Origin of the sequence: Sorangium sp. So ce363 (assembly GCF_051520435.1) — a bacterium.
Lineage (GTDB): Bacteria > Myxococcota_A > Polyangia > Polyangiales > Polyangiaceae > Sorangium > Sorangium cellulosum_B.
The window spans coordinates 4,255,785-4,269,509 of the sequence record NZ_CP150333.1; the positions used below are offsets into that span (position 1 = coordinate 4,255,785).

Annotated in this window: 13 protein-coding genes and 1 pseudogene; 13 read left to right on the plus strand and 1 reads right to left on the minus strand. The window is 69.5% G+C overall.

Annotated elements, in window-relative coordinates; translation table 11 throughout:
• The first annotated feature begins 191 nt into the window (after nucleotides 1-191).
• The 13 genes and pseudogenes from WMF12_RS16250 to WMF12_RS16310 all read left to right on the plus strand — a co-directional run bounded on the left by WMF12_RS16250 (nucleotide 192) and on the right by WMF12_RS16310 (nucleotide 12,683).
• A complete protein-coding gene (locus WMF12_RS16250; RefSeq protein WP_437872439.1) occupies nucleotides 192-1,586 on the plus strand; it encodes a transposase in 1,395 nt (464 codons plus the stop codon).
• A gap of 6 nt (nucleotides 1,587-1,592) precedes the next feature.
• A pseudogene (locus WMF12_RS16255) lies at nucleotides 1,593-1,721 on the plus strand (hypothetical protein); the annotation flags it as partial.
• 102 nt (nucleotides 1,722-1,823) lie between these two features.
• A complete protein-coding gene (locus tag WMF12_RS16260; protein WP_437872440.1) occupies nucleotides 1,824-2,495 on the plus strand; it encodes a TetR/AcrR family transcriptional regulator in 672 nt (223 codons plus the stop codon).
• Nucleotides 2,496-2,524: 29 nt separating this feature from the next.
• Nucleotides 2,525-3,949, plus strand: coding sequence for a cytochrome P450 (locus WMF12_RS16265; protein ID WP_437872441.1), 1,425 nt, complete (start codon nucleotides 2,525-2,527; stop codon nucleotides 3,947-3,949).
• 122 nt (nucleotides 3,950-4,071) lie between these two features.
• Nucleotides 4,072-4,401, plus strand: coding sequence for a hypothetical protein (locus WMF12_RS16270; protein ID WP_437872442.1), 330 nt, complete (start codon nucleotides 4,072-4,074; stop codon nucleotides 4,399-4,401).
• A gap of 888 nt (nucleotides 4,402-5,289) precedes the next feature.
• Nucleotides 5,290-6,597, plus strand: a complete 1,308-nt coding sequence (gene ltrA / locus WMF12_RS16275) for a group II intron reverse transcriptase/maturase (RefSeq protein ID WP_437851711.1) — start codon at nucleotides 5,290-5,292, stop codon at nucleotides 6,595-6,597.
• A gap of 230 nt (nucleotides 6,598-6,827) precedes the next feature.
• Nucleotides 6,828-7,079: a transposase gene (locus tag WMF12_RS16280; RefSeq protein WP_437872443.1), complete on the plus strand. Its 252-nt coding sequence runs from the start codon at nucleotides 6,828-6,830 to the stop codon at nucleotides 7,077-7,079.
• Nucleotides 7,076-8,389: an IS3 family transposase gene (locus WMF12_RS16285; RefSeq protein WP_437872444.1), complete on the plus strand. Its 1,314-nt coding sequence runs from the start codon at nucleotides 7,076-7,078 to the stop codon at nucleotides 8,387-8,389. Before WMF12_RS16280 ends, WMF12_RS16285 begins: the two co-directional genes overlap by 4 nt.
• Nucleotides 8,390-8,529: 140 nt before the next feature.
• On the plus strand, nucleotides 8,530-8,697 hold the full coding sequence (locus WMF12_RS16290; RefSeq protein WP_437872445.1) for a hypothetical protein: 168 nt from the start codon (nucleotides 8,530-8,532) through the stop codon (nucleotides 8,695-8,697).
• Between the two features lie 685 nt (nucleotides 8,698-9,382).
• Entirely contained in the window at nucleotides 9,383-10,468 is a 1,086-nt protein-coding gene (locus WMF12_RS16295; RefSeq protein ID WP_437872446.1) for a hypothetical protein, read from the plus strand.
• Nucleotides 10,465-10,647, plus strand: coding sequence for a hypothetical protein (locus WMF12_RS16300; protein WP_437872447.1), 183 nt, complete (start codon nucleotides 10,465-10,467; stop codon nucleotides 10,645-10,647). The genes WMF12_RS16295 and WMF12_RS16300 overlap by 4 nt, the downstream gene beginning before the upstream one ends.
• A 402-nt stretch (nucleotides 10,648-11,049) precedes the next feature.
• On the plus strand, nucleotides 11,050-11,820 hold the full coding sequence (locus WMF12_RS16305) for a transposase (RefSeq protein ID WP_437872448.1): 771 nt from the start codon (nucleotides 11,050-11,052) through the stop codon (nucleotides 11,818-11,820).
• Between the two features lie 542 nt (nucleotides 11,821-12,362).
• The gene (locus tag WMF12_RS16310; protein WP_437872449.1) at nucleotides 12,363-12,683 is read left to right on the plus strand and encodes a hypothetical protein; all 321 of its coding nucleotides are present in this window, start codon (nucleotides 12,363-12,365) and stop codon (nucleotides 12,681-12,683) included.
• A gap of 191 nt (nucleotides 12,684-12,874) precedes the next feature.
• On the opposite strand, the gene WMF12_RS16315 is transcribed toward WMF12_RS16310, so the two are convergent.
• On the minus strand, nucleotides 12,875-13,645 hold the full coding sequence (locus WMF12_RS16315; RefSeq protein WP_437872450.1) for an SDR family NAD(P)-dependent oxidoreductase: 771 nt from the start codon (nucleotides 13,643-13,645) through the stop codon (nucleotides 12,875-12,877).
• Between the last annotated feature and the right edge of the window lie 80 nt (nucleotides 13,646-13,725).

Sequence of the window (13,725 nt, forward strand, 5' to 3'; positions counted from 1 at the left end):
GACATATCGAGCGCGAGCCGGGGGCTCGGCGAGCGCCTCCGCCGCCGCGGCAGCGAGCGTCGCGGCCCGCCGGCCCCCGGCCCGCCACTCCGCCATGGCGCCGCCATGGGCGATAGCCCGGCGGGTTGTCGAAATTCGCGGCGAAAACGCGCCCTCACCGCGTGGCGTGCGGCGTGCGGTGTCGGCGCCGTGTGGCCAGCGCGGCTCGCACCACGGGCGTCGTCTACGAGCGCCGTCGTCCCGAGAAGACGACGCTCTACGAGATCGTGCGCGACAACGTGGAGACGCTGTACGGGGCCATCGACGACGGCGCCATCGCCGTCCGGATACCCAAGCACGCGAAGAAGGAGCTCGAAGCCTACCTCGACTGCGGGCTGCTCTGCCGCGGGTTCGCGCGGCTCCGGTGCGAGCGCTGCGAAGAGAGTCGGCTGGTGGCCTTCAGCTGTAAAGGACGCGGTTTCTGCCCGTCGTGTCTGGGCCGACGCATGTGTGCCACGGCGGCGAACCTGATCGAGGACGTCCTGCCCGAGGTGGCGTTCCGGCAGTGGGTGTTGACGTTTCCGTTTCCGTGGCGGCGCAGGCTCGCCCAGGACGGGGCGTTGTTCGGCGTGCTGACCCGCATCTTCGTCGAGAGCGTGGAGCGGTTCTACGAAAAGCGCGCCGCGCGCCGAGGCGCGTGCGGCGCGGTCAAGAGCGGCGCGGTGACCGTCGTGCAACGCACGTCCGGCGACATGCGGCTCAATCCGCATCTGCACGTGGTCTTCCTCGACGGGGCTTATCACGAAGACGGCACCGAGCTCGTGTGGAACGAACTCGGTCACCTGCGAACGGGCGAGGTCGGTCAGGTCCTAGAGCACGCCGTCGGGCGGATGCTCCGTTACCTCCGGCGGCACGGGCATCTCGAGATCGAGCACGACGTCGAGGAGGACGACGAGCCCGAGGCCGTGCTCTGTGCCTCCGCCGTCTCGGGACGAGAGCCGCCCGCCGGCCCGCAATGGCTCCGCGGACTCTCGTCGTATTGTCCGAGCGCGCTCGCGTACGACAAGCCGCTGTGCGCTGCGCTCGATGGCTTCACCTTGCACGCAGCGACGCGCGCCGGTGCGCACCATGCCGCGGCGAGGGAGGCGCTGCTGCGTTACGTGCTGCGACCCCCGATCGCAAAGGAGCGCGTCGAGCCGCAGCAGGACGGCCTGGTGCGGCTCTCGCTCAAGCGCGCCTTCGCCGACGGGACTGTCGCGGTGGACATGGATCCGCTCTCGCTCTTGTGCCGCCTCGCGGCCAGCGTTCCGCCGCCGCGCTTTCACACCGTCAAGTACGCGGGCGTGCTCGCGTCGGCGAGTCCATGGCGCAAGCGCATCGGACCGCGCCCTGCGAAGCCAGAAGAGTCTACGAAGGCGGACGATGACGCCGGGCCAGACCAACGCCCGGACGGACACGTGTGCCCACGGCACGCCGATGCGCCCCTTAGCGCGCGCGGCGCCGCCCGGACCACGCTCTTTCGACCCAGGACCGAGCCATCACGACGCTCGCGGTCCCACCCTTTCGCTCTGCCGCGCTACACTTCCTCGCGCTGCGATCCGGCTTGATTTGCCTACGCGCTGGTGCGGCGCGACGGCGGCCTGTCGGGCTATCGCTGGGGCGTGGCGCGCAAGCGGGCGCTGATCGAGCGGGAGGCGGGGGAGCCGCGCCCGGCAATCCGCGCGGCGGCCGCCCGCCGGTAGGCGAAGCGGTCGCGAGCGACTCGGACGAACGATCGCGCTGGATCGGTCGGTCGGTCGCTGCGCGGGTTGCCGGATTTAGAACAATGTCCTATTCTCGGCGCCGTGTCCGAGACGAGGCAGAGGATCCTCGACACCGCGCGCGCGCTGTTCAACGAGCGCGGGCTCCACCGCGTCGGCGTGCGCGACATCGCGCGCGCCACCGACATGAGCCCCGGCAACCTCGCCTACCACTTCCGGACCAAGGACGATCTGGTCTCTGCGCTCATCCTCGAGCTCCACGAGCGGAACGCGCGCGACATCTTCACGGAGCTGCCCCCCGCCATCTCGCTCTCCGTCCTCTACCGGTCCGCGGTGGCGACGATGCGGAACATCCTGCGCTACCGGTTCGTGCTGCTCAGCTACGTCGACGCGGTGATGGCGTCGCCGAAGCTCCTCGAGCTCGAGGCCGCGCTCCGGATCAAGCGGCGGCGCCGGCACGACGCCCTGATCGACGGCCTGGTGAGCGGCGGCTACCTCGACCGGCGCGCGGTCTCGCGCGCCAGATACCTCGACGAGCAGGGGCAGATGATCTCGAGCGGCTGGCTCCGCGCCGCCGAGCTCCAGGGCTGGCACGACGACGAGGCGATCATCCTGCACTACGCCAAGGTCGGGACCGCCCTCCTCGAGCCTTACTGCACGCCGAAGGGCGCCCGCGAGATGCGCAAGATCCTCGCGGGCGCCTTCGACGAGGACCTCTCGCCGCCCGCCGCCCCGGCGGGCGCGCGCGCGGAGTAGCGGACATGGCAGCGAGTGGAGGTGCACCGATGGAGAGCGCGAACGCATCGAAGGCCGAGTTCCTCGCAGCGAAGGAGGCCACCGGGCCGGAGCCCGTCTCCCTGCTCACGGTGCTGCGCGGCCACCGGGTCGACCCTTACGAGCGCTGGACGAGCATCCGGCGAGAGCACGGCGACGTGGCGCGCTACCGCTACGCCCTGTCCGACTCGTACTTCATCTCGAGCGCGGAGGGCGTGAAGCGCGTCCTCCTGGACAATGCGTCGAACTACACCAAGGAGCACGCCTCGTTCGCGATGCTGCGGCGCCTGTTTGGCGACGGGCTCTTCACGAGCGAGGGGAGCTTCTGGCGGCGCCAGCGGCGGCTCGCGCAGCCGGCGTTCCACCGCCAGCGCATCGCGGCGATGAGCAAGCTCATGGCCGCCGCGGCGGTCGAGGCGGCGGAGCGCTGGGAAGCGGAGGCGGCGGGGGCGCGCGTCTCGATGGTGGCCGAGATGGCGAAGATCACGCTCAAGGTGGTCGGCGACGCGCTGTTCGGGGCCGCGCTCTCGGCCAGGGCGGCGGTCGTGGCCGAGGCGTGGGACGTGCTGAGCACGCAGCTCACCGAGCGGCACAGCAAGATGCGCCTCCTGCCGCCGATCCTGCCCACGAAGTACGACCGCGACTTCCGGAGGGCGCGGCGGACGATGTTCGGCGTCGTGGACGAGATCATCGCCCAGCGGCGCGCGCAGGGCCGCGAGACCGACGACCTCCTCTCGATGTTCATGCACGCCCGCGACGAGGACACCGGCGAGCGGATGAACGACGGGCAACTCCGCGACGAGGTGGTCACGATGTTGCTCGCCGGGCACGAGACGACCGCGGTCGCCCTGGCCTGGGTCTGGGTGCTGCTCGATCAGCACCCGAGCGCGGCGGAGAAGCTCCACGCGGAGCTCGATCGGGCGCTCGCGGGCCGCGCGCCCGCCGCGGCGGACGTGCCCGATCTCCCGTACACGAAGGGCGTCATCGAGGAGGCGATGCGCCTCTACCCGCCCGCGTACATCATCCCCCGGCACGTCCGCGAGGACGATGTCGTCTGCGGCTACCGCGTCCACAAGGGCGGCTCCGTCGTGATCAGCCCCATCGTCCTCCACCGGCACCCGGTCTACTGGGAGAGGCCGGACGACTTCCTCCCGGAGCGCTGGGCGGACGCGGAGGCGGAGAAGAGGCGGCCGCGCTTCGCCTACATCCCGTTCGGCGGCGGGCCGCGCCAGTGCATCGGCAACGGCTTCGCGCTGATGGAGGCGGTGCTCGTGCTCGCCACGCTCGCCCAGCGGTTCAGGCCCAGGCTCGCCGAGGGGTACGCGCCGAAGCCGGAGTTCCACATCCTGTCGCTGCCGGCGGGCGGGGCCCCCATGACCCTGGACCGGCGGGCGCCCCGCGTGGGGGTCGAGAGCGCGGCGCGCGCCGGCGCGTGAACGATCGCTCCGGGTTCCCCGCGCGAGGGGGTAGGTGCTCCACCCGTTCGGAGGATATTCCCGGATCGTTCGGCGGGAAGTCTCCGCTTGCGCGCTGCGAGCATCCCCTAGATCCTCCCGCCGTGTCCTCCGAATCTCCTCCGCTCGCCGCTGGCACGCTCGTCCGCGTACGCCAGCGCACCTTCCTCGTGGAGAGCGTGCTCACCGCTCCCGAGGCGGCATCCATCGTCTCGCTTGCCTGCGTGGACGACGACGCGCAGGGGCATCGGCTCGACGTCATCTGGGAGGCCGAGGTCGACGCTCGGGTGATCCCGACCGGCAAGAGCGCGATCCGGCCAAACCCTACTCCGGACGACCCGAAGACCTTCGCTGCCTACCTCCACGCGCCGCTCTCCCAACCGGGGACCACCGTACTGGAAAAGCACCGTTGTGCGCCGCAAGGCGCTCGGTGACGCCGTATAGCGTCTCGCGACGCGCCTCCCGGGCCAGACCAACGCCCGGACGGACACGTGTGCCCACGGCACGCCGATGCGCCCCTTAGCGCGCGCGGCGCCGCCCGGACCACGCTCTTTCGACCCAGGACCGAGCCATCACGACGCTCGCGGTCCCACCCTTTCGCTCTGCCGCGCTACACTTCCTCGCGCTGCGATCCGGCTTGATTTGCCTACGCGCTGCGATCCGGCTTGATTTGCCTACGCGCTGCGATCCGGCCTGATTTGCCTACGCGCTCCGGCTTGATTTGCCTACGCGCCGCTCTGCCGCGCTACACGTCCTCGCGCTGCGATCCGGCTTGATTTGCCTACGCGCTCCCCCCCCGTGTCAGAGAAGTTGTGTGATGCCTGGAGGTATCCATGGAACCATAGGGTGAAAGTCCCGAAGCGGCAGAAGGTCGAAGCCGCGTAGCTTGGGTGGCGCCCGACGGGGAGATCCCGCGGGCGAAGCCCACCGACAAAGCCCCGCACGGCGGGGTGAGCGAGCGCGCGGGCCGCAACGAGGCGTGAACGCCCGGTTGAGGCCCCGTCAACTGAAATCTCCGGGTGCCGAGCCGTCACAACTTCGGCGAAGGCAGCAGGGCTCCCCGAAACCGACCCGCGAGGAGCCCGCCCGGCGGGGTAGAGGGCGGCGGCACGCGCGCAAGGCCATGGATGGAAACAGGGAAGGGCGTCTCACCCCGCGGAGAAAAACCGCGGAAGCAAGGTAGCCGTGCGAGCCGACGAGGCGAAGCTCGGCGAAGGTGAGCGCCTGGCGGATGGGCTCGTAGTAGCGATGAAGCGGGGTAATGCCCGTGGAGCAAAGGGGCCCTGCCGGTGGCACTCCAAGGGAGGAGCGAGGCACGCGGGATGACAAAGCCCACGATCACACTGCAAGAGCTCCGATCGAGGATAGGCCTGCGGGCGAAGTCCGCGCCCGACCACCGCTTCTGGGGACTGTACGTGCACCTCGCGAAGCTCGAGACACTGGAGGCCGCCTACCGGGAGGCCCGCCGCAACGGCGGGGCGCCCGGGATCGACGGCGTCACATTCGAGCAGATCGAGGCCGCCGGCCGGGGCGAGTTCCTTGAGGGACTCGCCGCGGAGCTGGGGGGCCGCACGTACCGTCCCGCACCGCTGCGACGCCGAGAGATCCCCAAGGAGGGCGAGAAAGTCCGCGTGATCTCGATTCCCACGATTCGAGACCGCGTGGTCCAGGCCGCCGTCAGGATGATCCTCGAGCCGATCTTCGAGGCCGACTTCTCGGACAGCTCCTACGGGGCACGTCCCGGCCGCTCCGCGCATCAGGCGCTCAAGGAGGTGCGCGAGGGGCTGCGGCGGCGACAGCACCGGGTCGTCGACGTCGACCTCTCCCGCTACTTCGACACGATCCGGCACGACCGGCTCCTGGCGAAGGTGGCGCGGAGGGTCTGCGATGGCGAGATGCTCGCGCTGATCAAGCAGTTCCTCGTGCGCACGGGAGAGCGCGGCGTTCCCCAGGGATCGCCGCTCTCACCACTCTTGGCGAATGTCGCGCTGAACGAGCTGGATCATGCCCTGAACCGAGGGAAGGCCCTGCTGACGTACGTACGGTATCTCGACGACATGGTCGTGCTTGCGCCCGACTCGCCCCGCGGGCGGGCATGGGCCGACCGCGCGCTGGAACGAATCCGCGAGGAGGCGGAGGCGATCGGCGTGTCGCTCAACACGGAGAAGTCGCGGGTGGTCACTTTGAGCGACCGCGACGCCGTGTTCACCTTCCTGGGCTTCGACTTCCGATGGACGCGGAGCCTGCGGACGGGGGCGAGATATCCACTGCTGACGCCCCGAGCGAAGAAGGTCACCCAGGTGCTCCGAGCCGTCGGCGAGGTGCTCCGCATCCGCCGGGCCTCGCCCGTACCGGTCGCGGTTGCGCACGTCAACAGCGTGGTCCGCGGCTGGGTGAACTACTTCCGCGTGGGCAACGCTCGGCAGGCGTTCGACAAGGTCCGCTACCTGGTCGAATGCAAGGTACGAAGATTCGTGTCGCGACGGCAGAAGCGAACGGGCTTCGGCTGGAAGCGGTGGAGCCGCGAGGTCATCTACGGAAGCTGGGGTCTGTTCTCGGACTATCGGCTCTCGTACGCCCTTGCAGGCAGCGCGCGCCAGTCGAGCGGACCCATAACCCCGCGAGGATGACGCCTCCGCGGCGAGCCGGATGCGGGAAATCCGCCTGTCCGGTTCGATGTGGCGGGGGCCGGAAACGGAGCCAAGGACGGATTGAGGCACCGGCACCATCGCGAAAGCCGCCGGACACAGCGACTCCCCGATCCTACAGCCACCGCGCCGGCCCCCGACCCGACCGCCCGGTCTGATCCGCTTACGGAGGATCAGGCCACCGTTGTCGGGGAGCGGAGACAGGCTTTGAGGTGAGAGAGTACTCAGAATCCTTCAAAAGAAAAATCGTCCAGCGGCTTCTCGCTCCAGGAGGACCGACGGCGGTGGCGCTGTCCGCCGAGACGGGGGTGCATCAGACGACGCTCTCGCGCTGGCTTCGTGATGCTCGTAGCGTGGCGCCGATGTCCGACGACGCTCGCCGCTCCGCCGCTCCGCCGCTCCGCCCCCTGCCGTCGCTCGCCGCCCCGAGGACTGGACCCCGGAGCAGAAGCTGCGCGCGATGACGGAGGCGGCGGCGCTCTCCGAGCGGGAGCTCGGCGAGTATCTCCGCCGCGAGGGATTGCATGAGGCGCAGCTCGCCGAGTGGCGCAAGGCCGCGCTGGAGGCGCTGGGCGGGCCGGCGAAGGCAGGTCCACGGCCCGGCCCCGTCACGGCGCGTTCGGGAGCTGGAGAGGCAGCTGCGGCGCAAGGACAAGGCCCTCGCCGAGGCGGCGGCGCTGCTGGTATTGCAAAAAAAAGTCCAAGCAATTTGGGGGGACGGGGACGACGACACGGATCCGGAGACCGACAGGTGACGCTCGAGCTCATCGACGAGGCCGTGCGGGGCGGCGCCACGCTCGAGGCGGCCTGCAGCGTGCTCGGGCTCAGCGCGCGGACCGTGGCCCGCTGGCGAGGGGAGGCCGGCGGCGAGGACGGCCGAGCCGGACCGCACCACGCCCCGGTGCACAAGCTGACCGAGGTGGAGCGCCGGCGCATCGTCGAGACGGCCAACAGCCCCGAGTTCCGCAACCTCTCGCCCAAGCAGATCGTCCCGCGCCTGGCCGATCGTGGCGTCTACATCGCTTCGGAGTCGAGCTTCTACCGCGTCCTGCGCGAACGTGGGCTGCTCGCGCACCGCAATCCGGCTCGACCGGCAAGCGCCCATCGTCCTCGCGAGTTCGTCGCCAAACGACCCAATCAGGTGTGGTGCTGGGATATCACCTACCTGAGGAGCGCGGTGCGCGGAGCGTTCTACTTCCTGTACCTGGTGGTGGACGTCTACAGCCGCAAGATTGTCGGCTGGTCGGTCGAGGCCGAGGAGTCGATGCTGGCTGCCGCTCGCCTCGTCGAGCAGACCTTTAGCCGCGAAAACGTGGGCTCTGGCTGCCTGGTGCTGCACGCGGACAACGGCGGCCCGATGAAGGGCTCGACCATGCTCGCCACCCTCCAGCGATTGGGCGTCGTGCCCTCGTTCAGCCGCCCTCGCGTCAGCGACGACAACCCCTACGCCGAGGCCCTTTTCCGCACCCTCAAGTACCGGCCCGAGTACCCACGCCGCCCGTTCGCCACCGTGGAGCAGGCGCGCCACTGGGTCGAGCGCTTCGTCGCCTGGTACAATGGCGAGCACCTGCACAGCAGCATCCGCTTCGTCACGCCCGACGACCGTCATCGCGGTCGCGACGGAGCGCTGCTCGCCGCCCGCCACGCCCTCTACCAGCGAGCTCGCCGCAGGACGCCCCTGCGCTGGACCGGTCAGACTCGCAACTGGACGCCGATCGGCCCTGTGACCCTCAACCCCCACACCCACGAGGCCAAAGCACTCATGAGAACCTGACCGAATTACTGCACAACTATCTTGACACCCACCGGCGGCGTCTTCATCGCGGTCGTCGTCGCGGCCGACCTCAGCAGGGACAGGAGCTGCCGCGAAGCGGCTTGGTCCAACGGCCAAGCCCCGGGCTTGGGGAGCTCGCCGTGACCGAGCTGTCGCGTCGGGCTGCGGTGGTCGCCTCGCTCGCCAGCACCCTAAGCCGCGCCGTCGCCCTCGGGGATGAGGTGGCGGCCCGGGTCGTTCACGAGGCGCTCGGTCGGCTGCTCGGGCTGTCGGCGATACCGGAGGGGCGAGCGCGCTCGCGCCGGTAGCACGCGCAAGGCCTACCGCCGGCGGGAGGTGGTCTTCGCGGATCCGCACCACATGGCCGAGGAGCAGGCGCCGTTCGGGCCCCACGGGCCCGTCGAGTAGTGCGATCTGCTGAACCAGCTCCTGCTGTCCACGCCCCGGGAGCGCCTCGTTATCCTCCTGGCTGACGAGCGGGCGCAGGTCAGCAGGTCGCCCGGATCCCGAAGATGCCCATCGAATCCGCGTTCCCTCGGCTCCGCCTGGACCGCAAGCACCTCGCGCACGTGCTCAAGCCCTGGAGTCGCTTGCAGTAGACGCCGCCTTCCTGGCCGCTCAGGTGACAGAAGGTTCTCTATGCGATCCGACACCCCCTGGAGAAGCGACGCTCTATCAACAACTTATCCATGCATCGACGATGAGGCAGCCTTCACTCCACAGCCTGCGGGGAGAGGGGAGGCGGCGGAGACGCGTGCGCGAGCACGGCGAAGGCTAGGCGCGTGGCGACGAGGAGCAGGCGCCGGGAGAGGCGGGGCATGGGAGAAGCCCCCCGACGAATAGCACCACGGTCACGCGCTCGTCGACTGCATCTTCACAAGCACGCGAGGCCCAGCGTCGTCGCCTCGACGAACTCGCCATGCCCGCGGGCAGACGTCTCGCGAAGCGGCCGACGCGCGCCCCCTGAGCCACGCCGAGTGCTAACGTTAACCGGTGCTCGCCCTGGTCCTCCCCACTCTTGCTGCCCTCGTCTTCATCGTCAGCCTATTTGCTTTTTCGAGGGCCGGCGCCCAGCTCCGGCGGAGCAAACAGAAGCTAGGGGACGCGCTCCGCGCCCGCGGCCTCGCCGTTACCGGCGAGCTCGATTTGCCGCCGCCGCAGAATCACCTCGTCGCGCTCTCCTTGACACGCTCCGACGGCGTGTCCGCGCAGACGCCGGCCGATCTCGCCATCGGCGGCACCACGCTCCTCACCGCCCCGATGCTCTTTCGTGCCGTCGTCGTGAGCGCTCCGCTCGCGGTGCCCGATCAGGTCGTCTGCGATCGCGCCCTCGCGCAGCCGGTGTTCGGGGCGTTCCCGCCGCACCCGGCGTTCACCAGCGATGCGCGCTTCGACGCGCGCTTCGGCGTGTTTCCCGCGCCGTCGTCCTCCGCGTCTGGGTCGCCGAGCTACCGCGACCAGGCTGGCCATCTCCTCGCGTGGGCCACGCCGGCCGTGCTCGCGAACCTCGATCGTTTATCCTTCGTCGCGCTCCACGTGCGCGACGGCCATGCCCGGCTCGCCTTCGCGCCCACCTCGGCCGACGGCCTCGCCGCCGCCATCTCAGTGGCCGATCAGCTCCGGGCCAACGTCGCCCACCGCTCGGTCACCACGCCCGCCGTGCCCGTCCCCGTCGGCCGGAGCGGCGCGACCCACGCCCTCGTCATGGGCCTCGCCTTCGTCCCCATCATGATGTTGACCCTCGTCATATCCGCCGCCAGCAGCAGCATGACGTTCCAAGACGCGACCGAGCGCGCCACGTTCACGCTGGGCGCGAACGAGATCGCCTGCCCCGACGGCGGCATCTACTCGGCGGGACCCGGCTACCGCAAACAGCACCGCACCCACTACTGCTACCAGCCGAACGGCCAGAAGACGCCGGCCCAAACGGGCTTGCTCTGGGTGTGGACGTGGGGCTCCTCGACTGCCCTCGGCGTGGGCTTCCTGCTCTTCGCCAGCGCGTTCCACCGCTCAAGCCGCGCGGGTAGGCTGAAGAGCGCCGCCGAGAACGTGGCGGCGCTGCCTCGACAAGTCGCTTGAGCTTCGTCGTCGCCGGCGGCGGCGTCGTTATCGGCGTGGCCGTCCCATGGTTGATCTGCAAGCTCAACCACCTGCTGCTCAAACGCACCGGGGAGGAGCCAGCGATTCAGATCCTGGCCGGCCTGCTCATTCCGTTCGCCGTATACCCCGCAGGCTGTGGAGTGAAAGCGGCCCCCTAGATGGGATGAGGCATCATAGGAACGTGGCGTCCGCAAGGTCGATCCTGCTGGTTCCCGCACCTGCCCACCGTGGCCGCGCAACCGGACACGTCGGAGGAGCTCCGCCGTCGCCTGGCGAGGGTGGCACCGCGCTCGCGCGCCGAAAGGCGCTTCGCCCCGCTGAGCGGGCGCCTGCGGCGGCCTGGATCCGCGCTGCGCGCGGTGCCTGCACGGTAGCGTGGGCGACGGCGGAGGGGCGCTCCGCTGGGGGCTCGAGCTCGGGGCAGGAGGGAGGGCAACACGAGGTCGGCTGCCGTGAGGAGCTGTCGGCCGCGCGAACTCATGCGATGGCAGCATGGCGCTCTCCCTCCGCCTTTGGGGACCTTGGGTTTGGCAGACAAGGACCCAGAAAGGAGAGCGCCGATGAAGAGATACATCGGATTGGACGTGCATGCCACCAGCACGACATTCGCCGTGCTCAGCGAGAGCGGCAGGCGGCTGGGGACGCACGTCGTGGAGATTGACGGGCAAGCTCTTGTGGAACGCCTCAAGATGATCGCCGGCGACAAGTACGTGGCGCTGGAGGAGGGCACCCAGAGCGCTTGGCTCTACGAGATCCTCTCGCCTCATGCGAAGGACGTGGTGGTGGCAGCGATTGGCGAGAGCCGGGGCCCGAAGGACGACGCACGAGACGCATACAAGCTCGCCGACGATCTGCGCACGGGGGCGATCGCAGAATCTCACCGGCACCCCATCAGCCGCGTGCTGGAGACGTGCCCTGGCCTTGGACCGATTCGGAGCGCCCAGCTCATCCCCGTCGTGGTGTCCCCTATGCGGTTCCGGACCCCACGGCAATTCTGGTCGTACTGCGGCCTGGGGGTCGTCATGCGCTCGTCGTCGGACTGGGTGCCGCGCGAGGGCGGCGGCTGGAAGCGGGCCGAGGTGAAGCAGACGCGAGGGCTCAACGACAGCCACAACCATGTGCTCAAAAACGTCTTCAAGGGCGCAGCGACGACGGTGATCACCATGCTCAAGAACGAGCCCTTGCACCAGGACTACCAGCGACTGCTCGCTGCGGGGACGAAACCGAACCTGGCCAAGCTCACCCTGGCGCGCAAGATCGCTGCCATCGCTCTGTCCATGTGGAAGAGCAAGGAGGAGTACGACCCGACGAAGCGTCGCAAGCCAAGCTGATAGCCTGCCTCATGTGCAGACACGCCCCGGCCGAAGATTGGCTTCCTGTGGGCGCAGTACCCGGAGACAGGCATGGTTCGAGGGTGAGCGTCCATTGGGCTGCTGGCACCGGAGCATGTCTCCGGATGTCCCAGGATAAGGCTATGCCCCCTCGGAGTTCCGAATGGAAGCGATGGCCGACAGAGGTCCTGATAGAAGGATGGTTCCCGCTTTTTGCGCGAGAACACGAGCGCTTCGACGTCGCCGGGGATGCCAACGAGCCAAGCCGCCACTCTGAAGGGCGACCGTCTTCCGCGCTGGCTAGCGGTTCCGACGCCGGCCGCGGACGCGTGGATGGCCGGGAAGCGGGCAAGCCGTGCTGCAGCTGCCCCCTGCACCCGGACAAGCCACGCCGCACATGCCGACTGGGAGCGGACGCCTCCGTGAAAGAGGAGCACGGTCGGCGATCGGGAGGGATCTGTCTTGACACTACGTTCCATAGAAGGCAGCCCAAGCGGCGCCTGGACCCATGATGTCGACTGCACCGACCCGAGCTCGACGGCGTGCGATTGCTGAATCCGGCCACCGTCGAGCGGGCGATCGAGGTCCAGACCGACAAGACCCGGATGCACGGACTGCCGTCGGACCTGGACATCCCGGCCGACCGCTCCTTCAACATGTCGCTCGGGTTCTGGCGTGCCTGCCCGCCGATGCCACTGGTGGGGCCGAAGTCGTTCGGCCACCCGGGCTCCGGCGGATCGATCGCCTTCGGTGACCCCGATGCCGAGGTCGGCTTCGGCTACGTCATGAACCTCTGGTGCTTCCGGATCGGCGAACTGCGGGCGTCGAGCCTGGCCGCGGCGGTCCGGTCCTGCCTCGGGTGACGGGAGCCCTCACGTGACGGAACTCCAGGAGACGCTGCAGGAGCTGGTAGCCCGACACGGCATCCCCGGTGCCGTGGTTCCACCGCGCGGGTGCGCTTCGAGCGCGATCGAAGCTGACCGCCGTCGATCCCGGCAATCCCCGTGAGGCCACGCCGCAGGGCCCGCCGGTTGCGCCCGACCCTCGCGACGCTTCACGCCAGCGCAAGGCCGGACAGATCGCGGCAGTGATCGAGGAGACGGTCCTGCAACTCGGGGTCCTGCGCAGCCGGGTTCACGTCTCTGGGCCGCTGGTGGTAGAAGTAGCGGCCGGTCACCCGCGCCCCCGGGTCATCGCTCACCGCCAGCCAAGCCTGGGTCAGGTGGGCTTGGTTGAGGTCATCCGGCGCGCCCGGGCCGCCCATCCGGGTCGGCACCCACCCTGGGGTGAGCGCGTTCGACAGCACATCGGGCCAGCGCCGCGCGACCCCGAAGGCCAGCAGCACATCATGGAGCTTGGTGTCCGCGTAGGCTTGGCTGCCGTTCCAAGGCCGCCGGGACCATTGCAGGTCGTCCAGGCTCGGGTCGCCGCCGGTGTGCATGCCTGAGCTGAGATAGACCAGCCGGTCGGGCTTGTGCATGAGCGCGGTGAGCACGTAAGGCGCAAGCACGTTGACGGCCCAGAGCTGCGATAGGCCGTCGACAGTCTCGACGCGGCGCGGCTCGCGGTAGCCGATCCCGACATTGTGGATCACCGCATCGAACCGTCCCCGTTTGTTCGCCTGATCCGCGACGTCGCGCATGGCCGCGAGCGTCGAAAGATCGCCGACCAGCACCGCCTCGGCTTGCGGCAGCGCGACCCGCGTTTCCTCCGCGCGTGCCTCGCTCCTCGCATGGAGCACGACCCCATGCCCCTGCTCGGTCAGGAGGCGACCCGCCATCAAGCCGAGCCCATCCGACGATCCGGTGGTAAAGACCTTTGCCATTTCGTCCTCCGTTGTATCAGCCGCGGGCGACGCCGCACCACCGCGGCCCGCGATCGATACGCGGGAACACCGGGCGACGC

Bases quoted from the DNA above. Each gene is read 5' to 3' on its own strand.
- WMF12_RS16285 (WP_437872444.1), top strand. From the start codon at position 7,076: ATGACGGAGGCGGCGGCGCTCTCCGAGCGGGAGCTCGGCGAGTATCTC.
- WMF12_RS16305 (WP_437872448.1), top strand. From the start codon at position 11,050: ATGAAGAGATACATCGGATTGGACGTGCATGCCACCAGCACGACATTC.
- WMF12_RS16315 (WP_437872450.1), bottom strand. From the start codon at position 13,645: ATGGCAAAGGTCTTTACCACCGGATCGTCGGATGGGCTCGGCTTGATG.
- WMF12_RS16265 (WP_437872441.1), top strand. From the start codon at position 2,525: ATGGAGAGCGCGAACGCATCGAAGGCCGAGTTCCTCGCAGCGAAGGAG.
- ltrA (WP_437851711.1), top strand. From the start codon at position 5,290: ATGACAAAGCCCACGATCACACTGCAAGAGCTCCGATCGAGGATAGGC.